We start from the raw sequence: 21,807 nt of genomic DNA on the forward strand, positions 1-21,807 counted from the left end.
TTTGCTGTCCGATAAGAGCCCTTCACGGACAACACGACAATCTATATAGAGTGCCTCAAATCCGCTGCGACGCCGCCGCTCTCCCAAGGGCAGAACGCCGAAGAAACCAGCGGCGCGATCGAGCATGAAGGAGAGGCGCTTTGGCTGACGGCACCGGGCTGATCGTTGAGGTGCCGATCGATGAGGGCCTCGTCTCGCTCGGACAGGCAATCCCTCCGCAGCTCGCCGCCGAAATCGAGGCCGCCCGTTCCTACAGGGCGCGATCCAAGGCCGCGAACACCGTCCGCGCCTATGACAGCGACTGGCGGCAGTTCGAAGAATGGTGCTGGACGCGCGACCTTGAGCCCATGCCCGCGATGCCCGAGGTGGTTGCAACCTGGCTGGCGTCACTGGCTCAAGCGGGGAGGGCGGACAGTACGATCGGGCGGCACCTTGCTGCCATTGCCTGGCACCACAGGCAGGCGGGGCACGTGGCGCCGCAGCACCGTGATCCCCGCGATGTCATCGCCGATACGCTCGCCGGCATTCGGCGCGAGCAGCGCGCACGGCCGACACGCAAGAAGAGCGCCATTCTGGCGGCCGATCTGGCGCGGATGATTGCGGCTGCAGAAGGATCGAGCCCGAGGGCAATCCGTGACCGTGCGGTCATGGCGCTGGGCCTTGCAGCAGCACTTCGGCGCTCGGAGCTGGTCGCTCTGCAGCTCGCCGATCTCGAGCTCGTGCGCGAAGGGCTCAAGCTGACGATCCGGCACTCGAAGACCGACCAGGAGGGGGAGGGGCAGGTCATCGCAGTTCCGTCGGGCAAGGTGCTCAAGCCCGGTCCCCGCCTCAACGAATGGCTGAGCGTCAGGGGAGGGGAGGCGGGGCCCCTTTTCTATCGAACCGATGCTCAGGGCTTGATGACGAAGGAGCCCATGTCAGATCGCTCGGTTGCTCGCCTGATCCAGCGCTACGCCGAGAAGGTCGGTCTCGATCCGGCTGCGGTCGGGGCGCACTCGCTTCGATCGGGATTCCTGACCGAAGCTGCGAAGGCTGGTGCTTCACTGCCAAAAATGCAGGAGGTCTCGCGACAGAAAAAGGTGGAGGTGCTGCTTGGCTATGTCCGAGATGCGGCTTTGTTTGAGAACCACGCTGGCAAGAGCTTTCTCTAGCCTAGGTTCAGGCTGAAACGCGGTGCCCCAAGGACCAAGGGAGCCACCGCGACACTTACCGCGCGCACATACACCGTGACGGTGGTCTGAAATGTAACCGATTTTGAGCAGAGTCCGACGCCAAGTTGCACTGCTACCCAACTTTGAACCGCTTGGGTCTAGAGTTTTCCGCCACCAGATAGGCACTCTCGTCGCGGAAAAAGATGTCCCGACAAGCCGCATCAACGTTATGAACGCCTTCCAAACCGGGCAGCCAACCATCGCCATGGGCAGCGCCATGATCCAGCTTCTGGCGGTCTTTCTGGCCGGCTCTCGCGCAATTTGAATTCCAAATATGCCATTAATACAATGGGACATTTTCATTTGAACTGCAAATTCAAGCCAGCGCACAGCAACTGCACCTCGTTCGCGCAAGCCGCGACACGTTGATGAAGAAACCCGGCCTCATCCCGAAACCGGCGCGCCAACTGGTTTTCCGGGACGATGCCCAATCCGACCTCATTGCTGACGAGTATGAGGGTCCCTTGCGCAACCGTGATGGTCTCAATGAGTGTGCGGACTGCCGCCGGGATATCGTGATCGCCGATCAGGAGATTGGTCACCCATAGCGTGAGGCAGTCCACCAGCAAGACCCGGTCGGGTGAGGCATGCAACTCGATCGCTTCCGCAAGTTTAAGGGGGGCCTCGACCGTTTCCCATTCCACGCCGCGATCCGCCTGGTGCCGAACGATACGGTTGCGCATTTCCTCGTCGAAAGCTTGAGCCGTAGCGATGAAGACTGGCGACAGGCCGGTCGCCTCGGCTCTGGCCTGTGCATAGCGGCTCTTGCCCGAGCGCGCTCCGCCAATCACGAACAGGCTACGCATCGTCTTTCCCCATTGCGAGTTTCAACAAACCATCCACATCGAGATGATGTTCAAGCTCAGCCGCGATCGCATTGAGCGCGTCATCCACCTTCGCATCATGGTCGATCCCGTCCGACTGCGCGCCGAGCATGCCGAGCAGAGCTGAACGCAGCGCCGTGCTGGCAAATGCTCCGTGGACGTAAGTGCCCGTGACTTGCCTGTCTGCACTGGTTGCGCCGTCGGGCCGCCCTTCGCCGAGCAGCGCAAAGGGGTGACGGCAATCGGGACCGCTGGTCACGCCCATGTGCATTTCAAAGCCGGTGAAGGCTTGATCGAGCGCAGTGCCTGCAACCTGGCGCAGCGCCTTATCTCCGGTCAGGACCGTTTCGACATCCAGCAGACCCAGACCGGGGATATCTTCAGGTGGTCCCTCGATCCCTTCCGGATCGGCGATGCGGCGGCCGAGCATCTGATAGCCGCCGCAGATGCCCAGGACCTTTCCACCGCGCCGATGATGCGCAAGGATATCAATGTCCCAGCCTTGTTCGCGCATCGCCTTCATATCAGCGATCGTGGCTTTTGATCCGGGCAGGACGATCAGCGCACAATCACCGGGGATGGGCTGGCCTGGCGGTACCATGACCAGTTCGACCGAGCTTTCCGCTTTGATCGGATCGAGATCGTCAAAATTGGCGATCCGGGGGATGATCGGGCAGGCGATTTTCAGGCGACCGGCGGTTTCGCGTGCGGTTCGTTCAAGCACGACCGCATCTTCGCTTGGCAAATGGGCAGTGGCGCGCAGCCAGGGCACCACGCCATAGCCTCGCCAGCCCGAAAGCGCCTCGATCTGCCGATAACCGTCGGCAAAGAGCGCCGGATCGCCGCGAAACTTGTTGATGAGAAAACCCCGGATCATCGCCGCGTCGTCCGGGTCCAATACCGCCCTCGTGCCAACGAGCGCAGCAATGACGCCGCCGCGATCGATATCGCCGACCAGCACGACTGGCACACCGGCAGCACGGGCAAAGCCCATGTTGGCGATGTCGCCTGCCCGCAGGTTGATCTCCGCCGGCGAGCCGGCGCCTTCAACCACGACGACATCGCACTGCGCCTGCAGCCGGTGCCAGCTTTCCATGACCTCGGGCAGCAGTTCGCCACGCTTGTGCCGGAAATTGCCACCGCCCAGCGTGCCGCGGACCTTGCCGTGAACGACCAATTGCGATGTGTGGTCGGCCTGAGGCTTGAGCAGTACCGGGTTCATGTCGGTGTGCGGTTCGACCCGGCATGCTAGAGCCTGCAAAGCCTGGGCGCGGCCGATCTCGCCGCCATCGACGGTAACCGCAGCATTGTTCGACATGTTCTGGGGCTTGAACGGGCGAACGCTCAGCCCGCGATTGGCAAGGGCGCGGCACAGCCCGGCAACCAGCACCGATTTCCCGACATCGGAACCCGTGCCCTGCAACATCAGAGCGCCCATACGATATCCTTCCAGGTGAGAGCGGCCACGATGGCCCAGAGCAACAGGCAGGCGCGGACATAAATGCGCAAAGCGCGCCTGACGTCAGCAGCGCCAGCATCGCGCCGCCCGCTGCCGATCCAGTCCTTGGCATGGGTCACACCATCGTAGGACACTGGTCCCGCGAGCGCGAGATCTAGCGCGCCCGCCATGGCCGCCTCGGTCCAGCCTGCATTGGGTGAGGCGTGGCGGCGGTGATCGCGCCACAGCGTGGCCCACCCTCCGCCGCCGGCAAGACATACCACGACGCCGCCAAGCCGAGCCGGCAGCAGGTTCATCACATCGTCCGTGCGCGCCGCAGCCCACCCAAAGGCGCGCCAGCGCGCTTCCTTATGGCCGATCAGGCTGTCTGCCGTATTGATCGCCTTGTAGGCCCAGACGCCGGGCAGGCCGCCGATAACCAGCCAGAACAGCGGCGCGGCGATGCCGTCGCAAAAGCTTTCGGCCAGACTTTCGATTGCAGCTCGTGCCACACCCGCGCGATCAAGGGTGTCGGTATCACGCCCGACGATCATGGAGACGGCATGGCGCGCACTTTCGAGATCATTCTGCTCCAGTGCGACTGCGATGGGAAGAACATGATCGTAGAGGCTGCGTTGGGCCAGAGCGGGCCAGGCCAGTGCTGCGGCACCAAGCCACCAGCATGAGCCCAGCAGGTGCCGGGCGAGCGCGGTAAGGCCAAGTCCAGCCCCGATTGTCAGCACCAGCAGTATCAGAACGGTCATGACGCCGAGCGTCTTGCGTATGCCGTCTGAGTGAGTTGGCCGGTTCCATGCGCCTTCGCAGGCATTGATGATCCGGGCAAACAGGCCGACCGGATGTCCGACACGGCGATACAGCGCGCCAGGCCAGCCAATGGCAGCATCCAGCACCAGGGCCATGAGCGCGAACGGTTCAGCCATGGTCTTCGAGCACGGCACAGAGACGCTCCATCGCCTCGTCGTTGGCGGGCAGGCCAAAGCGTAACCAATCCGGTTTATCGGCGAAGGGGCGGCTGAGGATCGCAGCCCGGGCAAGACGTTCAAACAGGTGTGACGCGTCCGGCGTCGTTATCAGCCGGAAGAGTGGGCATGCGCCGCTTGCCAACAAACCGAACGAGGCCAAGCGCTGATCGAAGCTGGTGGCCTCGGCGATGAGGCGCTCCCGCATCGCGTCCTGCCAGGCGATATCCTGATAGGCGCGGGTGCCGATGGCGATCGCAGCCGCCGAGACCGGCCAGGCACCTAGCTGCTTACGCAGACTCGCCAGGATCGGACGAGGGCCCAGCACAAAACCGAGCCGCAATCCGGCGAGGCCAAAGAATTTCCCGAAGGACCGAAAGATCAGGAGTCTGTGCCGATCATCAACTTGGTCGGCGAAACTGTGGTCGGGGTGGCAGTCTGCAAAGGCTTCGTCGATTACCAGCCACCCTTTCCGACCACGCCGCACCAGAAGATCGCTCAAGGCTTCCCGAGAAAGCAGGACGCCATCCGGGTTGTTGGGGTTGGCAAGGATCAGGCTTGATCCATCGGCCAGCGCCAGATTGCCAAGCGTTACGGGATGGCTGGAGGCCGCCATCTCGCCGTGGGTGCGATAGGATGGAACGGCGTGGCAGACGTCATCGCCCAGCACCCTGCCGGCGAGGCGAAGGCCAACTTCGGTGCCTGGCACCGCGCAGACATGATCGGCATGACACCCGAAGCTGGCGGCGGCCGCTTGCTCCAGCGCGCGCAGGGCCATTTCGTCTGGCAGGGCACGCCAATCGATCTCCACCGCCCCTGCACCGTGCCAGACATGCGGATTGATCCCGGTGGAAAAATCGATCCAACCACGCGCATCGTCGCCGAAATGCGCGCGGGCCGCAGAGAGGCCGCCGCCGTGCCATGTCCAGCGATCGCGGGTCATGCGGCCGCCATCACGACAAGCGCCAGCAGCAGCGCCGCCTCGATCAGTTCAATTCCGGCGCCGTGTCCATCGCCCGAGATGCCGCCAATAGCGCGCTTGATCCACAGGCCCCATAGTGCCGCAGCAGGAACCGCAATGAGCAATGCAGGAAACGCCACCGTGGTGGCGAGAAGTACTGCGGCCCACAGCGCCAGATCGATCGGCCTGATCGCGCCCCGAAAGCGCGCACCAAGGCCATCGTGCAACGGCGATAGCAACAAGGTCCATGCCAGCGGCGCGATGCGCGCGGCGACCGGCACCCAGATCAGTGCCAGAAACTGGCTGTGCTCGATCATGCCATGCAGCAGCACGAGCTTGGTCAGCAGTTGCATGGTGATGGCCGTTACGCCGAAGCTGCCGACATGCGGATCTGCCAGGACGGCCAGGAGCCGCTCGCGGTCCTTGTGGGCCGCGCCGCTGGCATCGGCCATATCTCCCAGACCGTCCAGGTGAAGGGCTCCGGTGACGAGAACCCAGGCGATCAAGGCGGCAAGGGCTCCGGTCCAGGGATCGGTCCTTGCTCCAACCCAGGCGGCCCCGGCAACGATAAGGCCAATCACCAGCCCAGCAGCTGGAAACCAGCGCATGGACTGGGCGAATTCCTCGGCAGAAACCGTGAGCCGGGGTGTCGGCAAACGGGTGAGGAACTGGAGTGCGATGAGGAAGCCTTTCATGCGATCGGGCGCTTCATGTCCAAAGGCCCGCGATCTGGGCTGAGCGCGGCGTTCCCGGCCAGACCCGCAGGCTGATCAGCGCGGCATAGGGAAGGTCAAACGCCCAGACCTGCCGCTGTCCGAAGCCGAACAGGCTGGCCAGCGCAGCCCGGATTGCTCCGCCATGCGTTACGACCAGCGTGTCTTGCGGCGGGATTGCGGCCAAGGCCGCTTCCACGCGCGAAACCAGAGCAGACCAGCGCTCACCACCGGGTGGCGGATTGGCGTCCGGGTCGTCCCAGAACGCGCTGATCGCGGCACTGTCGACCTTAGCGGGTGCCAGACCGTCCCAGTCGCCGAAGTCCAGTTCGCGCCACCGTGAGTCGAGGATCGGGTGCAGCCCTCTTGGATCGGCGATAGCTCTTGCTGCCTCTGCCGAGCGCTGGAGATCGGAACATACAATCGACTGGAACGACAGTTCCTCGACCTGTGCCACGCATGATGCGACGCCCTCGGGCGTCGTAGGCGCATCGGTCCTTCCGAGAAGCAGACCGGGGTGGATGGGCTCGCCATGCCGCATGAGGTGCAGGAAAAACTCGCTCATACGCCAGCAGCCACGCCAGCTTCGGCAAAAGTGGCCATCTGGTTGTGTGCGGCGAGAGCTGAACGCACGATCTGGGCCGCGACCGCAGCGCCGCTCCCTTCGCCCAGGCGCATGCCCAGAGTGAGGAGCGGTGCGAGACCGAACCGCTCGAGCAACCGTTTGTGACCAGGTTCGGCCGAACAATGCCCTGCCAGGCAATGGTCGACAATTGCAGGTTCGGCGGCAAAGATCGGCGCGATGGCAGCGCAGCAGATGAAGCCATCCAGGAGCACCGGCACCCGAAGTTGCCTTGCACGGACAATTGCACCTGCCATTGCGGCTATTTCCCTCCCGCCCAGACGCCGCAGGGTTTCGAAAGGCGTTGACGGTGCAACCTGATGGAAGACGAGTGCCGCTTCGATTACACCGATCTTGCGCGCCACGCCCGCCGGATCGAGCCCCGTTCCCGGGCCGACCCATTCGCCTGCACCGCCTCCCAGCGCCTTTGCACAGAGGGCTGCAGCGGCCGTGGTGTTGCCGATGCCCATCTCGCCAGGGACAAGGAGATCAAGGCCGGCTTCGACCATGGCGGCCCCGGAAGACAGCGCGGCAAGGCATTCGCTTTCGGTCATGGCCGGGGCTGAGGTGAAATCGGCGGTTGGCCGGTCAAGCTCCAGCGCCAGCACCTGAAGATCGAGCCCGGCAGCGGCACACAGCGCGTTGATGGCAGCGCCACCTGCTTCAAAATTGGCCACCATCTGGTGGGTGACTTCGGGAGGAAAGGCGCTCACGCCCCGTGCCGTGACGCCATGATTGCCCGCAAACACGACTGCACGCCCCCGTTCCAGCCGGGGTCTTTCGTGGCCTTGCCAACCGGCCATGAAGATCGCGATCTCTTCCAGCCGTCCCAGGGATCCTGGCGGCTTGGTCAGTTGCGACTGCCGGTTGCGCGCGCTGGCCATTGCTGTTTCATCTGGCGCAGGCATATCGGCAATGGCAGCATCAAAGGCATCGACGGAAGAAAACGTGCTCATTGCGCGACAAAGCCCGGCGGCGGTGTGCGGGTGATGAAGTGGCCTTTGACGCCCTGCGGCCAGTCCTTGAACGGAACCCGGCCATGTTCGCTTTGCGCATAATGGACGGCATAATCGAGGATGGCAGCGGCGGCATCTTCATCGGGAGTGAAGCGGCCCAGAACATACCCGACTTTGCCTGGCGCACGAAGATGGACCGTGCAGAATTCGCTGCAGGCGAACAAGCAGGGCATTTCCTGCACCGCGATACCGGAATAGCGTTCATCGCGTGCCTGCACGGCGCGCAGGGCCTCGACCATACGCGCGCCACCACGCACACCGGCGTCATCCTCCTTTGCGGTGCTGCTGTGTCGGCAGGTGTTGCATGCTACTACGGCAGGGCCGTCCTCGACGGGGATCAACATAATTTCTTGCTCCATAGATTGGGGGTCATCGGTCGAACACTCGGTTGGTCACAGGTTCCCGGGCTTGCCAGCCCCGCCGCTCCAATTCGGGTGTCTGGGACGGGTCCTGGGGGTATCCGAAGCACAGCAGTGCAATCAGCGACCAGTCGGCGGGTACGTCCAGCAAGGCGCGGATGACACCGGGCTCGAGGATCGATACCCATCCGACGCCAATGCCGCGGAGCCTTGCCGCCAGCCAGAGTGTGTGGATCGCCAGCACGCATGAATAGCGCAACATCTCCGGCATACTGACAATGCCAAGTCCATGGCCTGCTTTGGGCTGCTCATCACAGAACACCACGATCAGTTCCGGGGCTTCGCGAAGGCCATGCAGCTTGAGCGAACGATACAGTTCCTGCCGGGCTTGGCAGGCATATTGCTGCGCTGCTTGTGCGTTCTGTGCATCGACATGGTCGGCCAGCGCCTGACGAAGGGTGGATGAACGCACGCGCACGAACCGCCAGGGCTGCGCATTCCCGACCGAAGGCGCGAGGGAGGCACACTCCAGCAGCGCACACATCTCCTCTTCCGCGACAGCACGGGCTTCGAAGTGCCGCACATCGCGTCGCCAGCGCAGCAGCTGCGCAAATCGAGCCGCGAACTCGGCATCGAACTGGGGCGGCAGATCGCTCAGAACTCGATCCCTGCCTGCGCCTTCACGCCCGAGCGGAAAGGGTGCTTGATCATGGTCATCTCGGTGACGAGATCGGCCGCCTCGATCAGTGCATCGGGCGCATTGCGTCCGGTGACGATGACATGTTTCATCTCGGGTTTCGCGGCAAACGCCTTAAGAACCTCATCCAAGGGCAGGTAGTCATACCGAAGGACGATGTTGAGTTCGTCGGCTACCACCATCTGGTAAGCCGGATCGGCGATCATGCGGCAGACTTCATCCCAGGCAGTACGTGCCGAAGCGATATCGCGTGTCCGGTCTTGCGTATCCCAGGTGAAACCTTCACCCATCGGCTTGAACTCGACATTTTCCGGGAAAGCGTCGAACACCGTCTTTTCGCCTGTCGCCATCGCGCCCTTGACGAACTGGACGACCCCGACCTTCATGCCATGTCCTATTGCGCGCACGACCATACCGAGTGCAGCGCTTGTCTTGCCCTTGCCCGTGCCAGTGTGAACGATCAGCAGCCCCTGCTCGCGGGTCTTGGTGGCCATCATGGTGCTACGCGCAGCCTGGATCTTGCGCATTTTCTCGGCATGGCGCGCATCTGCGCTTGCAGCTTCTTCTTCGCGGTCAGCAGGCATCGGCTCGTTCCTTTCGCATCAGGTAGACATCCATGATCCAGCCGTGGCGAGCGCGCAGTTCCGCGCGGCGCGCGGCAATCTGCGGCGCAGAATCGGCAAGTGGCCCATGCACCAGTGCTTCTTGCGACATGCCCAGATAGGCACCCCACCAGATCGTGATGCCAGCAGGATCGAGGACTTCGAAGGCGCAGCCGGAATCGAGCATGACGACGATCGTGTGCACTCCCAGCGGCCAGCCTTCCCGGCGCAACCTGCGGCCGGTGGTGATCGTGACAGGTTCGGCCAAGGCGTTCAGCGGGATGGCGTGAGCAGCCGTAAGAGCCTGAATGCTGGTGATACCGGGTTCGACGCGAACAGTTAGGTCGACCCCAGCCGTCCGGAGCCGATCGGCAATACGCAGTGTGCTGTCGTAAAGCGACGGATCGCCCCACACGAGCAGCGCGACCCGCCCACCATCAGGAAGGTGAACTGCTATCTGCTCTGCCCAAATCGCTGCAATCGCATCGTGCCAATCGTCGACGGCCTGCGTGTAGTCGCCATCCTGTCGGCGAACGGGCATGTCGAACTCGGCCATGCGGACCGGTGAGGCCAATGCGGCGCCACAGATGGAGTGGCGCAGGTCCAGGAGATCTGATTTGGCATCGCCTTTGCGGGGCAGCAGAATGAGATCGACCGCGTTGATTGTGCGTATTGCAGCACGCGTCAGGTGGTCGGGATTCCCGGTGCCTATGCCGATCAGATGGAGGTGGATCATGCCTCCTCCATCATGGGGCCGTAGATCACCAGTGCGGTTGCATCCGATCCGCCGTCGGCAAGTGACCGAGCAAGTCCGGCAATAGTGCTTCTGGTAAGTCTTTGGTCCGGTCGGCTAATGTTTTCTGCCAACAAGGCTGCAGTATCGTCCGCAAGTCCTGCCGCGACAAGCTGCGCAGCAAGCGCCGGAAATGTGCGCTTTGGCATGAAGACGACCGTTGTGGCACAAGGGTCGGCAAGCGCTGATAGATTGAGGTCTTCGGGTAAAGTGCCAGTCTTGCCATGTCCGGTTACGAACTGGACGCGTCTAGCGTGCTCGCGTCGTGTCAGTGGTATCGCGGCAGCTGCCGCTGCGGCGGTCGCCGAGCTGACGCCAGGAATGATCTCGAACGAGATTCCCGCATGGCGAAGCGCCTCAATTTCTTCTTCGAGTCGGCCGAACAAGCCAGCATCTCCCGATTTGAGCCGGATGACATGCTTCCCGGCCAGGGCATGGTCCACCAGAAGACGGCTGACTTCGGCCTGACTTGGAGATGGCCGACCGGCGCGCTTGCCTACCGCTACCAGTTCAGCGTCATCGCGCGCGCGGGCCAGGATCAGTCCCGCAGCCAGATCATCAAACAGGACCACCTGCGCTGTCTCAAGACGAGAAACGGCTTTAAGGGTCAGCAGCTCGGGATCGCCAGGGCCCGCACCCACAAATGATACGAACCCTTTCACGATGCGTTCGCGATCATGTGGAAGAAGGTTCCGGTCACGCGGCCGCGATACGAGCCTGTTTCGGCAACCGCGACGCCATCTGCATCGGTTACACATGCCAGCGCTGCGTCTGTCTGCTCGAGGATCGTCGAGTAGTGGAACTCGTGGCCGCGCAGTCTTTTGCCTTTGGCCAGTCCGGCTATCGGTGCCAGCAGTTCGGCCTGGCGATAGCCGAGATGCATCTTGCGCTGTGCATAGCTGGTAACAAGCCCCAGCAGGCCGGCCATACGATGCCGTTCTCCCGACTTGTCCACCAAGGCCTCGCCCAGAACCATGTAGCCGCCGCATTCGCCGTGGACCGGGCGGGTCTTGGCGTGATGGCGCAGGCCGGTCAGGAAGTTCGTCGCTGCAGCGATGGTCCCTGCGTGCAATTCCGGATAGCCGCCCGGCAGCCAGACAAGATCGGCATCGCGGGCAGGGGCCTCGTTTGCCAATGGCGAGAAGGGCATGATCTCCGCGCCAGCCCGCCGCCAACCTTCGAGCACATGGGGATAGACGAAGGAAAAGGCGGGATCGCGGGCGATGGCAATCCGCTGGGCAGGGGGAAGCGGCAGTTGGCCGGGGGCCGGAGGCGGGGCGCTGTTGCTGCTGGCGGCATGGCGGATGGCATTCAGATCGACATTTGCACGCAGAAATGCGGCATAGTCCGATATCGCCCGCTCGAGATCGGGATGCTCGACAGCCTGGACCAGACCGAGATGGCGTTCTGGCAGGGTGAGATCGCCGCGCCGGGGCAGGGCACCCAGCACAGGCATGCCTATCGCTTCCATCCCCCGGCGCACCAGCCGTTCATGGCGGGGACTGGCCACCCGGTTCAGGATCACGCCTGCAAACGGCAGCGTGTCATCCAGATGCTTGAAACCGAGCGCCGTTGCAGCGGCGGATTGGGCTTGTCCGGACACGTCCAGCACCAGCACAACCGGCCAGCCCATTGTCCGTGCAATGTCCGCACTGGCGCCATTGCCAACGGCACCCCGGCTCGCGACACCATCGAAAAGGCCCATCGAAGCCTCGGCAAGCACCATGTCCGCGCCAACAGCCTCTCCCGCGATTGCAGCGATCAGCTCGCCATTCATGGCCCAAGTATCGAGGTTGAACGACGCACGGCCGCAGGCGGCGCGGTGAAAGGCGGGATCGATATAGTCGGGACCGCTCTTGAAGGGCTGGACCACCGCGCCGTCTTCAACCAGCGCTCGCAGCAGGCCCAGCATGACCGTAGTCTTGCCCGTTCCCGATGCCGGAGCGGCGATCATCAGGCCTGAAACGCTCATTCCCCGGCTCCTGCAAAGCGCGAGCTCGCATCCTGTGGGCGGAAGCGCCGGTCGTAGCCGTGGGCGTAGAGGCTGCTTTGTGCGAAGTCCTCCGCCCCCAGCACCCGTCCGACAAGGATCAGCGCGGTTCGTTCCATGCTGCCGGCGATGGCTGTTTCGACGGTGTCGAGGGTGGCCCGGACGATCCGCTGGTCGGGCCAGCTGGCGCGCCAGACGACCGCAACGGGGCAATCCGCGCCATAGGCGGGAGCAAGATCGGCCACGACCCGCGCGAGGTTGTGGATCGATAGATGGATAGCCAGAGTCGCGCCCGTCACAGCGAAATTGGCGAGGCTCTCGCTCTGCGGCATCGCGCTGGCCCGCCCTGGCGTGCGCGTGAGTACCAGCGACTGGCCGAGCTCGGGCAAGGTCAGTTCGGCTTCCAGAGCCGCCGCTGCCGCCGAGAAGGCGGGAACACCCGGCGTGACCGTAAACGGAATGTCCAGTGCGCGCAGGCGGCGCAATTGTTCGCCCATTGCCGACCAGACGGACAGGTCGCCCGAATGGAGGCGGGCAACATCGCACCCTGCGGCGTCAGCCTCCGCTATCTCGGCGATGATCTCGTCCAGCGTCATGGGCGCGGTGTTGACGATGCGGGCACCGGGCGGACAGTGATCGAGTACAGCCACGGGAACCAGCGAACCGGCATAGAGGCAGACCGGGCTGGCGGCGATCAGGTCGCGCCCTCGCAGGGTCAAAAGATCGGGTGCGCCGGGGCCGGCGCCGATGAAGTGGACGGTCATGGCTGTGATCCTTCGGCAATGGCGCAGCTGGCCATGCGATCGGGCGAGATGTGGCGCGTGCGCAAAAGGCGGGCGCCCGGACCAGCGGCGACCAGCGCGCAGGCTTCTGCGACACTGCCGGTCGCGCGTGCCTTCAGGCTGGCGGCAGAGCTGGTGGGCGTAGGCGTGGTGGACAGGGACGCCGATGGGATGCCGGTCATCGGCAGTCCCAGTGCCTCTGCAAGCGGTACCAACGCAGACGTCTTGTCGATGGCGGTCGCCAAATGGGTTATAGGGGGCAGCCCGTCCTGCGCCAGTTCCAGCGCCGCCCGCAGCGAAGCGAGGCCTGCGCCGCGCCGAAAGCCGAAGCCAGCCACGATCATAGCGTGACGCTCCACTGTACCACGGGATAGCGCCCCTTCCAGCCATGCCGCTGGCCAAGGGGCACGGCATCGGCCAGTTCGATCCGCAGCAGACTGCCGCCCTTTGCGCCATGCCAACGGGTAAGAGCGGCTTCAGATTCAAGGCTCACGGCGTTCGCCACCAGCCGCGTTCCATCAGGCAGCCGGGCCCAGAGGGCATCGAGCAGCGGGTCGGACAAGCCGCCACCGATGAACACAGCATGCGGATGGGGGCCTTCCGGCAGGCCTTCGGGCATCCGGGCATTGATCACATCCAACCGGTCTACACCCAGAGCCTTGGCGTTTGCGCGGGCGCGGCCGGCCCGTAGCGGATCGGCTTCGAACGCGGTCGCCCGGTTGGCGGGATGAGCCAGCAGCCATTCGATCGCGATTGACCCAGAACCCGTGCCGATATCCCAGAGCCATTCACCGGCACGCGGGGCGAGGGCCGAGAGGGTCAGGGCGCGCACCGGGGCCTTGGTGATCTGTCCGTCGTGATCGAACCACGCATCCGGTCTGCCGGATGTGACGGGCAGGACATTGCCTGAACCGGCGAACGCGATGCCCACGGCAACGGGATGGGCAATGTCTGCGAACGGCAGGGCTTGCGCGGTCGTCACGCGGAGGCGTTCATGGGGGCCGCCCAGCGCTTCCATCACATGAAGCGTCGATGGGCCGAAGCCCTTGCTGGTCAGATATTGCGCCGCCGTGGCAACGGCATCGCCATCGCGCAGCAGGACAATGGCGCGCTGGGCGGGTGCGATATGGGGGCACAAGCGGTCCAGCGGCGCTGCGTGCAGGCCGAGGCAGGCCGTTTCCTCGATCGGCCAGCCCAGCCGGGCGGCAGCAAGGCTGAAGGTCGATGGCGCGGGGTGCGCAACCCATTCCGCCGGACCGAGATGGCGCGCAAGGCTTGCGCCTGCGCCGAACCAGAACGGATCGCCCGATGACAGCATGACCACCCGCCGCCCGCGATGCGCCAGCAGTTCGGCTATGCCGTCGGCAAAGGGAACTGGCCATTTGAAGACCGCGCAGGTAAGCGCGGGAAGCAGCGCTAGATGGCGCGCCGATCCCATGACCAGTTCGGCCCTGGCCAGCGCGGCCCGGCCCGCTGAGCACAGGCCGTCCACGCCGTCTTCACCGATGCCGATGATCGTCAACCATGCGCGAGGGTCCATGTCAGCCATGCCGAATGTTCTCCTGCTTGGCGGAACAACCGAAGCGAGCGCACTGGCGCGCCTGCTTGCGGCAGCGCAGGTTGCGACGACACTCAGCTACGCGGGCAGGACCGACAACCCGCGGCCACAGCCGGTGCCGATCCGCGTCGGCGGCTTTGGTGGGGTGGCGGGGCTTGTGGCCTATCTCCAAGACCATCGCATCACGCATCTGGTCGATGCGACGCATCCCTTTGCCGCGACTATGAGCGCACATGCCATAAAGGCCGCGCGGATTGCCGGGATTGCCCATATCGCCTTGACCAGACCCGCATGGGAGGCCGGGTCGGGCGATCGCTGGACATGCGTGAGAGACACTGCCGCTGCGGTGGCCAAACTTGCGGGCACGCCGCGCCGCATCCTGCTCGCGCTGGGCCGAATGCATGTGGAAGCCTTTGCCGCACAGCCGCAGCATCACTACCTGCTGCGCTTTGTTGACCCTCCGGCTGCGCCCCCAGGCCTGCCCTCCCACGACCTTGTCATCGATCGCGGGCCGTTTACGGCTGAAGGTGATCGGCTGCTGATGCAGTCTCACATGATCGACCTTGTTGTGTGCAAGAACGCCGGTGGCACGGGCGCCGAGGCAAAGCTTGTCGCTGCGCGCCAGCTCAAGCTTCCGGTCGTGATGATCGACCGCCCGGTGATCGGTGACCGGATCGAGGTCTGTCGCGCAGAAGATGTGCTGGAATGGCTTGGTCATGAGGCCACTTCCGCAACGGACCGGGGCGTATAGAGGATAGGGCCTGCCGCACGTTCGATGATCCGCGTCCGGCTTGATCCCACGATCACCGTGGTGCGCATGTCGGCCATTTCATCGTGCGCCTTGCCCAGCGGCACGATGCGCAGATCTTCCTGCGGCGTTGTGACGGCGCGGGCAAACAGCATCGGGCGATCATCGCCGCACAGCTCCTTCAATAAGGCCAGCGCACGGGCGAAGCCTTCGGGACGTGCCTTCGAGCGGGGGTTGTAAAGCGCCAAGGCAAAGTCCGCCTCCACGGCCAGCCGCAGCCGCTTTTCGATCATGGCCCAGGGTTTCAGGTTGTCGGAAAGATTGATCGCGCAAAAATCGTGACCCAGCGGTGCCCCGGCCCGTGCACTGGCGGCCAGCATGGCGGTGATGCCCGGCAGCACCCTGATATCCAGCGTCCGCCAGCGGGAAGGACCTGCCTCAAGCGCTTCGAATACCGCCGAGGCCATCGCGAACACCCCCGGATCACCTGACGATACGACAACGACCCTGCGGCCCTGCGCCGCAAGATCGAGCGCCAGAGCGGCGCGGTCGAGCTCCACCCGGTTGTCCGAGGGGTGAAGCGTCAGGCCTTCGCGTGCAGCTATCCGGGCGACATAGGGAATGTACCCGATCACGTCCGTAGCCCCGGCCAGCGCGGCGGTGACTTCGGGTGTGACGAGTGCCTCGTCTCCTGGTCCCAGACCGGCGATTGCTAGCCAACCCTTGTCCTTTTCCCCGGTCATGGTCGCCTCCCCTGACCATGGATCAGCAGGATCGAGAAATAGGGGGTCACCGCCTCAGCCTCGGCCAGCATGGTGACGCGCTGTCCGGGCATCGCTGCGTGTTCGACCAGCCATGCCGCATCCATGCGCCCGGCGGCTGCCACGGCGCGGCGAAGCTTGGGCAGGTTCCGACCGATCTTCATCACCACCAGCGCGTCAGTCTCGCGGATCCGGCGGGCAAGCTCGGCTTCCGGCAGCGTGGCCATGACCACGGTCATCACATCATCGCCCCAGGTGATCGGCAGGTCCGTCGCGGTCCAGGCGCCAGACATGCCCGTGATGCCAGGGACGACTTCCACCGGTATGCGGCCTGAAAGGCGGGCATGGAGGTGCATGAAGGAGCCGTAGAAGAACGGGTCGCCCTCACACAGCACGACGACGTCCTCACCCTGCTGCGAAATCGCTGCAAGCCGCTCCGAACAGTGCGTGTAGAACGCCGACAGGCAGGCATTGTAGCGAGGATCGGATACCGGGATTTCGGTGGTTACCGGATATTCCATCGGAAACTCGATCACGTCAGCGCGGAGCATCCCTTCCACGATGCGCCTTGCCTGGCCGGGCCGCCCAGCCTTGCGGAAATAGGCGACGTGGTGCGCCGTGCGTACAAGCCGGTCGGCGCGCACGCTCAGCAGGTCTGCCGCACCCGGACCAAGCCCGACACCGTGAATGGTGCCGATGTTCGTGCCGGCGTTCATTCGGCCGTACTCGCCAGCGCGTTGATGGCCGCCACGGTGATGGCACTGCCGCCAAGGCGGCCCTCGACGACGCAGCAGGGTGCAGGAGGAGCGGCCCAGAGGGCAGCCTTGGATTCAGCTGCTCCCACGAAGCCCACCGGACAGCCGATGATCGCCGCAGGGCGTGGGCAGGCGGGGTCTTCCAGCATGTTCAGCAGATGAAACAGCGCGGTTGGTGCATTGCCGATCGCCACGACCGCACCCGCCAGAATGGGCCGCCACAGTTCCAGCGCGGCAGCGGATCGGGTGTTGCCGATCTTGCGTGCAAGGTCAGGCACCGCAGGATCTTGCAGCGTGCAGATGATTGCGTTGCTCCCGGGAAGCCGGGCGCGGGTGATCCCTTCAGACACCATCCGCGCATCGCACAGTATCGGCGCGCCGCCGGCCAGCGCAGCGCGTGCCGCATCGGCAAATCCCGACGAGAACCGGATATGCGCTGCAAGTCCGACCATCCCGGCCGCATGGATCATCCGCACTGCCACCTGCTCTTCGCCTGGCGCGAAAGGGGAGAGATCGGCTTCGGCGCGGATCGTGGCAAACGACTGGCGATAGATCGCTGCCCCGTCGGTTTCATAGACATGGGGCATCAGACGGCTCCAAAATGCGCGAGGATTTCGCTGGCGCTCAAGCCGGAGCGGGACGGAGGCGATCCGGCTTTGCCAGCAAGGACCAGATCGAACCTGCCGTTGCGTCCGGTCAGCGTGACATCGGCCACCTGCGAGCAGGCGCAGCCTTTGGCACAACCCGAAACGTGCAGCCGTCCCGAGACATAGGGCGCAAGTCGGCGCGCAAGCGCACGGGTTTCAACCGTCGCCTGTGCGCACAATGGTGCGCCCGGGCAGGCTTCCACATGGGGCAGCGGATCAGGTTTAGCGCCGGTGGACGGGTGGGTCCGGGCAGCCGCCGCCCCCTCGATCAACAGCCGCCGCCACGGTGTTGTTCGCAGTCCAGAAGCAGAACCGGATTCGAGCAGGATGGCGAGCTCCGAAGCCTCTATCAGCCCGAACGCCAGCGCGATCGATGGATGATGTCCGGTGCCAAGCACATGGCCCGGTTCAGCCATTGCAGGCGCGATCGCACCTTTTGCCCATGCGGGAAGTTCCGCATCCCAACGGGCCATGCGCCCGGCTGCGGCGGCGCCGCTCGCGGCGAACCAGTGAGCGAGAGCGATCAGGGCGTCCGCTTCCGTGCCTGGAGACAGGCTTGATCCGGTGAGGCAACCATCGGCGCGAAGGATGAGGCTGCCGTCCGTGCCGCGTTCGACACGGAAATCGCCGGATGCGCCGGTCAGCACAGCGGCAGGGCCGGCATCGATGACGAACCCGACCTTGCCGGGAAGATCGGGCCATTCGCCTATCCGGGCCAGCAGGGCGTTGGCGATGCGGTGGGTGTCGTCGTTCTCCTGCCAGTCGGGCGCGACAAGGACGTTGCGCCGCGCTTCGAGTGCAGGCTCGGGCTGCACTAATTCCAGCGCAATCAGCCTTTGGATCAGCAAGGGCCAGCGATCTTGGGCAACGCCGCGAATCTGCAGATTGGCGCGCCGCGTCAGGTCGATCAGCCCGCTGCCGCAGGTGGCGGCCGCATCGCAAAGGGCCAGCGCCTGCTCCCGTGTCAGCCGCCCGAGCCGGGGTTTGACCCGCACCAGTAGGCCGTCGCCGGATATCATCGGGTGCCATGCGTCCGGGCACCAGCCCTTGACGGCAAATCCGGTCATGGTGCCTCCCGCAGGCTGGCCAGGATGGAATTTCGCCGGGTGCGCCAGAGGCCCGCGGCATGCAGCGCGGCAAAGCGCGCTTCCATCGCCGCCAGTGCATCGGGATTTTCGCGTTCGAGGAAGGCGCGAACTTCGGACTGGCCGAGCGTTGCCTCGTGATAAAGGTCGATCAGCTGCGGCGGCACGCTGCCGGAAAGATGTGCGAAAGCGCCAAGATGGTCCAGCGTCGCGGCCAGTTCCGCGCCCCCACGAAAGCCGTGGCGCATCATTCCTGCGATCCAGCCTGGATTGGCGGCTCGGGCACGGACCACGCGGGCAATTTCTTCGGTCAGCGTGCGGGCCGCCGGGTTGTTCGGGTCCCGATTGTCGAGATGATAGAGTGCGGCCTTGCCTCCGACAATCGCCTGGGCTGCGGCAAAGCCTGCCTCGTGCCCGGCATAGTCCGCGGCCAGCAAGAGGTCGGTTTCAGGCAGGTCCTGCAGGTGGACGAAGGCGTCCGCGCTGGCCACTCGCAGACGGATGCCATCGGGGTCAGCCTCGCTTCCCGTGCTGGAATCGGAAACGCTATCCAGCGCGTGGTCGGAGGCTGCCAGCCATGCTTCGCCCGCCGCACGCCGGGCATCATCGGTATAGGTTTCGGCCGCGTCTCCGATCCCGAGTCCATACCGGCCCGGACGCGGACCATAGACGCGCGGCGCTGGGGCCAAGGCAACGAAAGGGTTCCAGTCGGCGGGTTCGTCCCTGGTGCACAGCGCCCGGACGGCCTGACCGAACAAGGCGGGCAGGGTGGGAAAGGCATCACGAAACAGGCCCGAAACGCGCAGCGTTACATCGAGGCGAGGGCGGTCGAGCATGGCGAGTGGGAGAATCTCAACCCCCGTCACGCGCTCTGAAGCCATGTCCCACATCGGCTTTGCCCCCAGAAGGTGCAGCGCCATCGCAAACTCTTCACCAGCCGTGCGCATGGTGGCCGAACCCCACAGATCCACCACAAGGCCACGCGGGTAGTCGCCGTGATCCTGCAGATGGCGGCGGAGCAGCTCCTCGGCGAGCACGACGCCCTGTGCATGCGCTGCGCGCGAAGGTACTGCGCGCGGATCGATCGTGTAGAGGTTGCGTCCCGTCGGCAGCACATCGGTTCGTCCGCGATGGGGCGAGCCAGATGGTCCGGGAGCGATCCATCGGCCGTCCAGCCCAGCCAGAAGCCCGTTCCGCTCTGCCGCGCCCTGTTCACCGCGGCCGAAAACGTGGAGACCGTCACCGAACTGGCTGGCTTTCACATCGCAGACGAAGCGATCGATCCGGGTGATCGCTTCGACCAGAGTGGTGGCGGTATCAAGGCCGAGCTCTGCCTCCAGCCCCAGCGCGGCAGCTTCCTCGCGGATGGATTTCTGCAGACGGTCCCGGCGGGCAGGGTCCAGCCCGTCGGCATTGGAGAATTCGTCCAGCAAAGCCTCGATCCGGCCCAGCCCGGCGCCGCTTCCGGTCGGGACGAGCGGCGGCGGCACATGGCCGATGGTGACAGCACCGATGCGGCGCTTGGCCTGCGCTGCCTCGCCCGGATCGTTGACGATGAAGGGATAGATGACCGGCATCGCTTGTGTCAGCGCTTCGGGCCAGCAAGCGTCAGACAGCGCTACAGCCTTCCCCGGCAGCCATTCCAGCGTACCATGCGCGCCAACATGGACCAGCGCATCCGTACCCTGCTGGCCCAGCCACAGGTAGAAGGCGACATAGGCGTGCCGCGGGCAGCGCGAGAGGTCGTGATAGTCTGCATCGCGACTGATAGGCTCGCCCCGCTCGGGCTGAAGCGCCACCAGCACCTGGCCGAGCGTGAGCGCCGGGAAGCGAAATGCCCCATCGACAGCCAGCGGATCGTCTTCCGGCTCTCCCCATGCCGAGGCAAGGTCCTGCCGCAGCGTCTCGGGCAGGGCGGACATGGCAGTGCGATAGGCATTCAAAGGCCAGACCAGATGCTCGGTCGCCAGCTGCCTGGCAAGATCGGTGGGGCGGCTGACCTTGTACCCGGCCTCTGCCAGATCGGCGACAATCGCATCGACTGAGGCCAGCGCGTCAAGACCCACGGCGTGCGCCATCTGGTAGGCCTTGCCGGGGTAGGTCGACAGGATCAGGGCGACGCGGCGTTCGCATGCCGGCTTGCGGGCCAGCCCGATCCAGCGCGCCACGCGGTCGGCGACCGCTGCGATCCGGTTGTCATCGCCGCGGTGCGAATAGGGAGCGAAGCCGAGTGCCGGATCGCGTTCGCCCGCTTCCTTGAAGCTCGACACGCCTGCAAAGATGCGCCCGTCAATCTCGGGGAGTACGACATGCATGGCAAGGTCAGCCGGCGAGAGGCCACGCGATGTGCGCGCCCATCCTGCGCGCGGTGCGGTGGCAAGCGCGATCTGGAAGACCGGAACGCCCCCCCCGTCGAGCGGCGTTCCGCCATCCTCGCCCCGCGCTGAAAAAGCCGTGGCATTGACGATGGCTGCAGGCGCCAGCGAACGCACCCAGCGATCCACCTGTGCCCTGACCTCAGGGGGCTTGAGCGAGGGGACGAAGATCGAGAGCGCGTCAAAGCCGCGTTGTTCAAGCGCGGAATGAAGCGCGGCGATCGGGTGCAGGTCGTGTGCGGCGAGGTACGCACGGTAGAAGACGATCAGGATCAGCGGCCGATCCGCATTGGGCCTGAAGCTGGCAGGATCGATGATCCCGCAGGAGGGGTGCCATCCGCCAGTTGCCGGCAAAGCCGTGCATTGCGTCACAGTGCTGACGCCAAGCCCTGCGGCGTGCGCGAGAGCGGCCAGGGCCGCGCGCGCCGCTGCCGCGCCGCCCTCGTCACACAACTGGCAAAGCTTGGCCAGCGTGGCGGCAGGAAGCGTGGAGACACTGTCGAGGTGCCAATCCGGCCGACCATCGGCAGGCAGGACAGCAAGCGCAATCCCGCGCGATCGGGCGAGGGTCTCGACCTGTTGAAGGCCGTAGCTCCAATAGGGCGTGCCGCCGATCAGCCGGATCAGCACGGCCTTTGCCCCGGCCAATGTCTTTTCGATATAGGTGTCGACCGACAAAGGGTGGATCAGCGCGGCAAGATTGGCGAGCCGCAACGAAGGAAATGCCGGATCCGCCGCTTGCGCCTGGCGCCAGCCTTCCGCGAACGCACCAAGATCGCTGTCCGAGAAGGACAGGACGACAAGATCCGCAGGCTCCTGCCCCAGATCCTGTGGGATGGCCGTTTCCTCCATCCCATGCGTTTCGCGAAAGATGACGTGCACGGCCTAGC

General features: G+C 64.7%; 23 protein-coding genes. 2 read left to right on the forward strand and 21 right to left on the reverse strand.

The window, feature by feature from the left end; translation table 11 throughout:
• Positions 1 to 140: 140 nt before the first annotated feature.
• Positions 141 to 1,151 (forward strand): site-specific integrase, encoded by a 1,011-nt coding sequence (locus AX735_RS02290; RefSeq protein ID WP_230960947.1) that lies wholly within the window; start codon positions 141 to 143, stop codon positions 1,149 to 1,151.
• A 359-nt stretch (positions 1,152 to 1,510) separates the two neighbouring features.
• Here the strand turns inward: AX735_RS02290 and cobU are convergent, their stop codons facing one another.
• The 16 genes from cobU to AX735_RS02370 are packed head-to-tail and all read right to left on the reverse strand — an operon-like array spanning position 1,511 to position 14,537.
• Entirely contained in the window at positions 1,511 to 2,017 is a 507-nt protein-coding gene (gene cobU / locus AX735_RS02295; protein WP_039330671.1) for a bifunctional adenosylcobinamide kinase/adenosylcobinamide-phosphate guanylyltransferase, read from the reverse strand.
• Positions 2,010 to 3,473 carry a cobyric acid synthase gene (locus AX735_RS02300; RefSeq protein WP_039330669.1) on the reverse strand — a complete coding sequence of 488 codons (1,464 nt, stop codon included), beginning with the start codon at positions 3,471 to 3,473 and terminating at the stop codon, positions 2,010 to 2,012. The genes cobU and AX735_RS02300 overlap by 8 nt, the downstream gene beginning before the upstream one ends.
• Positions 3,461 to 4,414, reverse strand: a complete 954-nt coding sequence (gene cbiB / locus AX735_RS02305) for an adenosylcobinamide-phosphate synthase CbiB (RefSeq protein ID WP_039330667.1) — start codon at positions 4,412 to 4,414, stop codon at positions 3,461 to 3,463. The genes AX735_RS02300 and cbiB overlap by 13 nt, the downstream gene beginning before the upstream one ends.
• Entirely contained in the window at positions 4,407 to 5,396 is a 990-nt protein-coding gene (locus AX735_RS02310; protein ID WP_039330665.1) for a threonine-phosphate decarboxylase, read from the reverse strand. Before AX735_RS02310 ends, cbiB begins: the two co-directional genes overlap by 8 nt.
• Positions 5,393 to 6,109 (reverse strand): adenosylcobinamide-GDP ribazoletransferase, encoded by a 717-nt coding sequence (gene cobS / locus AX735_RS02315; RefSeq protein WP_039330663.1) that lies wholly within the window; start codon positions 6,107 to 6,109, stop codon positions 5,393 to 5,395. The genes AX735_RS02310 and cobS overlap by 4 nt, the downstream gene beginning before the upstream one ends.
• Before the next feature lie 13 nt (positions 6,110 to 6,122).
• Positions 6,123 to 6,692, reverse strand: coding sequence for a histidine phosphatase family protein (locus AX735_RS02320; protein WP_039330661.1), 570 nt, complete (start codon positions 6,690 to 6,692; stop codon positions 6,123 to 6,125).
• The gene (cobT, locus tag AX735_RS02325; RefSeq protein ID WP_039330659.1) at positions 6,689 to 7,705 is read right to left on the reverse strand and encodes a nicotinate-nucleotide--dimethylbenzimidazole phosphoribosyltransferase; all 1,017 of its coding nucleotides are present in this window, start codon (positions 7,703 to 7,705) and stop codon (positions 6,689 to 6,691) included. Before cobT ends, AX735_RS02320 begins: the two co-directional genes overlap by 4 nt.
• A complete protein-coding gene (locus AX735_RS02330; protein WP_039330657.1) occupies positions 7,702 to 8,109 on the reverse strand; it encodes a DUF1636 domain-containing protein in 408 nt (135 codons plus the stop codon). Before AX735_RS02330 ends, cobT begins: the two co-directional genes overlap by 4 nt.
• A gap of 25 nt (positions 8,110 to 8,134) precedes the next feature.
• On the reverse strand, positions 8,135 to 8,782 hold the full coding sequence (bluB, locus tag AX735_RS02335; RefSeq protein ID WP_081095568.1) for a 5,6-dimethylbenzimidazole synthase: 648 nt from the start codon (positions 8,780 to 8,782) through the stop codon (positions 8,135 to 8,137).
• Complete coding sequence (gene cobO / locus AX735_RS02340) at positions 8,779 to 9,405, reverse strand: cob(I)yrinic acid a,c-diamide adenosyltransferase (RefSeq protein WP_039330652.1); 627 nt, start codon at positions 9,403 to 9,405, stop codon at positions 8,779 to 8,781. Before cobO ends, bluB begins: the two co-directional genes overlap by 4 nt.
• On the reverse strand, positions 9,395 to 10,159 hold the full coding sequence (gene cobF, locus AX735_RS02345) for a precorrin-6A synthase (deacetylating) (protein ID WP_039330650.1): 765 nt from the start codon (positions 10,157 to 10,159) through the stop codon (positions 9,395 to 9,397). Before cobF ends, cobO begins: the two co-directional genes overlap by 11 nt.
• On the reverse strand, positions 10,156 to 10,878 hold the full coding sequence (cobA, locus tag AX735_RS24050) for a uroporphyrinogen-III C-methyltransferase (RefSeq protein WP_082750882.1): 723 nt from the start codon (positions 10,876 to 10,878) through the stop codon (positions 10,156 to 10,158). The genes cobF and cobA overlap by 4 nt, the downstream gene beginning before the upstream one ends.
• On the reverse strand, positions 10,875 to 12,188 hold the full coding sequence (locus tag AX735_RS02355; RefSeq protein WP_039330645.1) for a cobyrinate a,c-diamide synthase: 1,314 nt from the start codon (positions 12,186 to 12,188) through the stop codon (positions 10,875 to 10,877). Before AX735_RS02355 ends, cobA begins: the two co-directional genes overlap by 4 nt.
• A complete protein-coding gene (cobM, locus tag AX735_RS02360) occupies positions 12,185 to 12,970 on the reverse strand; it encodes a precorrin-4 C(11)-methyltransferase (protein WP_039330643.1) in 786 nt (261 codons plus the stop codon). Before cobM ends, AX735_RS02355 begins: the two co-directional genes overlap by 4 nt.
• On the reverse strand, positions 12,967 to 13,332 hold the full coding sequence (locus tag AX735_RS02365; protein ID WP_039330641.1) for a cobalamin biosynthesis protein: 366 nt from the start codon (positions 13,330 to 13,332) through the stop codon (positions 12,967 to 12,969). Before AX735_RS02365 ends, cobM begins: the two co-directional genes overlap by 4 nt.
• Positions 13,329 to 14,537: a bifunctional cobalt-precorrin-7 (C(5))-methyltransferase/cobalt-precorrin-6B (C(15))-methyltransferase gene (locus AX735_RS02370; protein WP_039330640.1), complete on the reverse strand. Its 1,209-nt coding sequence runs from the start codon at positions 14,535 to 14,537 to the stop codon at positions 13,329 to 13,331. The genes AX735_RS02365 and AX735_RS02370 overlap by 4 nt, the downstream gene beginning before the upstream one ends.
• On the opposite strand from AX735_RS02370, the gene AX735_RS02375 reads away from it, so the two are divergent.
• Positions 14,536 to 15,297, forward strand: coding sequence for a cobalt-precorrin-6A reductase (locus tag AX735_RS02375; RefSeq protein ID WP_039330637.1), 762 nt, complete (start codon positions 14,536 to 14,538; stop codon positions 15,295 to 15,297). The two genes, AX735_RS02370 and AX735_RS02375, sit on opposite strands and share 2 nt — an antisense overlap.
• Here the strand turns inward: AX735_RS02375 and cobJ are convergent.
• Genes cobJ through cobN form a run of 5 tightly spaced genes read right to left on the reverse strand, consistent with a single transcriptional unit; the run spans position 15,261 to position 21,799 of the window.
• On the reverse strand, positions 15,261 to 16,037 hold the full coding sequence (cobJ, locus tag AX735_RS02380; protein ID WP_039330635.1) for a precorrin-3B C(17)-methyltransferase: 777 nt from the start codon (positions 16,035 to 16,037) through the stop codon (positions 15,261 to 15,263). The genes AX735_RS02375 and cobJ overlap by 37 nt on opposite strands.
• Positions 16,034 to 16,771, reverse strand: a complete 738-nt coding sequence (gene cobI / locus AX735_RS02385; RefSeq protein WP_039330633.1) for a precorrin-2 C(20)-methyltransferase — start codon at positions 16,769 to 16,771, stop codon at positions 16,034 to 16,036. The genes cobJ and cobI overlap by 4 nt, the downstream gene beginning before the upstream one ends.
• Entirely contained in the window at positions 16,768 to 17,397 is a 630-nt protein-coding gene (locus AX735_RS02390; protein ID WP_039330631.1) for a precorrin-8X methylmutase, read from the reverse strand. Before AX735_RS02390 ends, cobI begins: the two co-directional genes overlap by 4 nt.
• Positions 17,397 to 18,524: a cobalamin biosynthesis protein CobG gene (locus AX735_RS02395; RefSeq protein WP_039330629.1), complete on the reverse strand. Its 1,128-nt coding sequence runs from the start codon at positions 18,522 to 18,524 to the stop codon at positions 17,397 to 17,399. Before AX735_RS02395 ends, AX735_RS02390 begins: the two co-directional genes overlap by 1 nt.
• Entirely contained in the window at positions 18,521 to 21,799 is a 3,279-nt protein-coding gene (gene cobN / locus AX735_RS02400; RefSeq protein ID WP_039330627.1) for a cobaltochelatase subunit CobN, read from the reverse strand. Before cobN ends, AX735_RS02395 begins: the two co-directional genes overlap by 4 nt.
• Positions 21,800 to 21,807: the final 8 nt, after the last annotated feature.

The organism is Blastomonas sp. CCH1-A6, assembly GCF_001556365.1.
Taxonomy (GTDB): domain Bacteria; phylum Pseudomonadota; class Alphaproteobacteria; order Sphingomonadales; family Sphingomonadaceae; genus Blastomonas; species Blastomonas ursincola.

Excerpts from the sequence above, each read along its gene's own strand:
- cobU (WP_039330671.1), bottom strand. The coding sequence starts at position 2,017 with ATGCGTAGCCTGTTCGTGATTGGCGGAGCGCGCTCGGGCAAGAGCCGC.
- AX735_RS02300 (WP_039330669.1), bottom strand. The coding sequence starts at position 3,473 with ATGGGCGCTCTGATGTTGCAGGGCACGGGTTCCGATGTCGGGAAATCG.
- cbiB (WP_039330667.1), bottom strand. The coding sequence starts at position 4,414 with ATGGCTGAACCGTTCGCGCTCATGGCCCTGGTGCTGGATGCTGCCATT.
- AX735_RS02310 (WP_039330665.1), bottom strand. The coding sequence starts at position 5,396 with ATGACCCGCGATCGCTGGACATGGCACGGCGGCGGCCTCTCTGCGGCC.
- cobS (WP_039330663.1), bottom strand. The coding sequence starts at position 6,109 with ATGAAAGGCTTCCTCATCGCACTCCAGTTCCTCACCCGTTTGCCGACA.
- AX735_RS02320 (WP_039330661.1), bottom strand. The coding sequence starts at position 6,692 with ATGAGCGAGTTTTTCCTGCACCTCATGCGGCATGGCGAGCCCATCCAC.
- cobT (WP_039330659.1), bottom strand. The coding sequence starts at position 7,705 with ATGAGCACGTTTTCTTCCGTCGATGCCTTTGATGCTGCCATTGCCGAT.
- AX735_RS02330 (WP_039330657.1), bottom strand. The coding sequence starts at position 8,109 with ATGTTGATCCCCGTCGAGGACGGCCCTGCCGTAGTAGCATGCAACACC.
- cobO (WP_039330652.1), bottom strand. The coding sequence starts at position 9,405 with ATGCCTGCTGACCGCGAAGAAGAAGCTGCAAGCGCAGATGCGCGCCAT.
- cobF (WP_039330650.1), bottom strand. The coding sequence starts at position 10,159 with ATGATCCACCTCCATCTGATCGGCATAGGCACCGGGAATCCCGACCAC.
- AX735_RS02355 (WP_039330645.1), bottom strand. The coding sequence starts at position 12,188 with ATGAGCGTTTCAGGCCTGATGATCGCCGCTCCGGCATCGGGAACGGGC.
- cobM (WP_039330643.1), bottom strand. The coding sequence starts at position 12,970 with ATGACCGTCCACTTCATCGGCGCCGGCCCCGGCGCACCCGATCTTTTG.
- AX735_RS02365 (WP_039330641.1), bottom strand. The coding sequence starts at position 13,332 with ATGATCGTGGCTGGCTTCGGCTTTCGGCGCGGCGCAGGCCTCGCTTCG.
- AX735_RS02375 (WP_039330637.1), top strand. The coding sequence starts at position 14,536 with ATGCCGAATGTTCTCCTGCTTGGCGGAACAACCGAAGCGAGCGCACTG.
- AX735_RS02370 (WP_039330640.1), bottom strand. The coding sequence starts at position 14,537 with ATGGCTGACATGGACCCTCGCGCATGGTTGACGATCATCGGCATCGGT.
- cobJ (WP_039330635.1), bottom strand. The coding sequence starts at position 16,037 with ATGACCGGGGAAAAGGACAAGGGTTGGCTAGCAATCGCCGGTCTGGGA.
- cobI (WP_039330633.1), bottom strand. The coding sequence starts at position 16,771 with ATGAACGCCGGCACGAACATCGGCACCATTCACGGTGTCGGGCTTGGT.
- AX735_RS02390 (WP_039330631.1), bottom strand. The coding sequence starts at position 17,397 with ATGCCCCATGTCTATGAAACCGACGGGGCAGCGATCTATCGCCAGTCG.
- AX735_RS02395 (WP_039330629.1), bottom strand. The coding sequence starts at position 18,524 with ATGACCGGATTTGCCGTCAAGGGCTGGTGCCCGGACGCATGGCACCCG.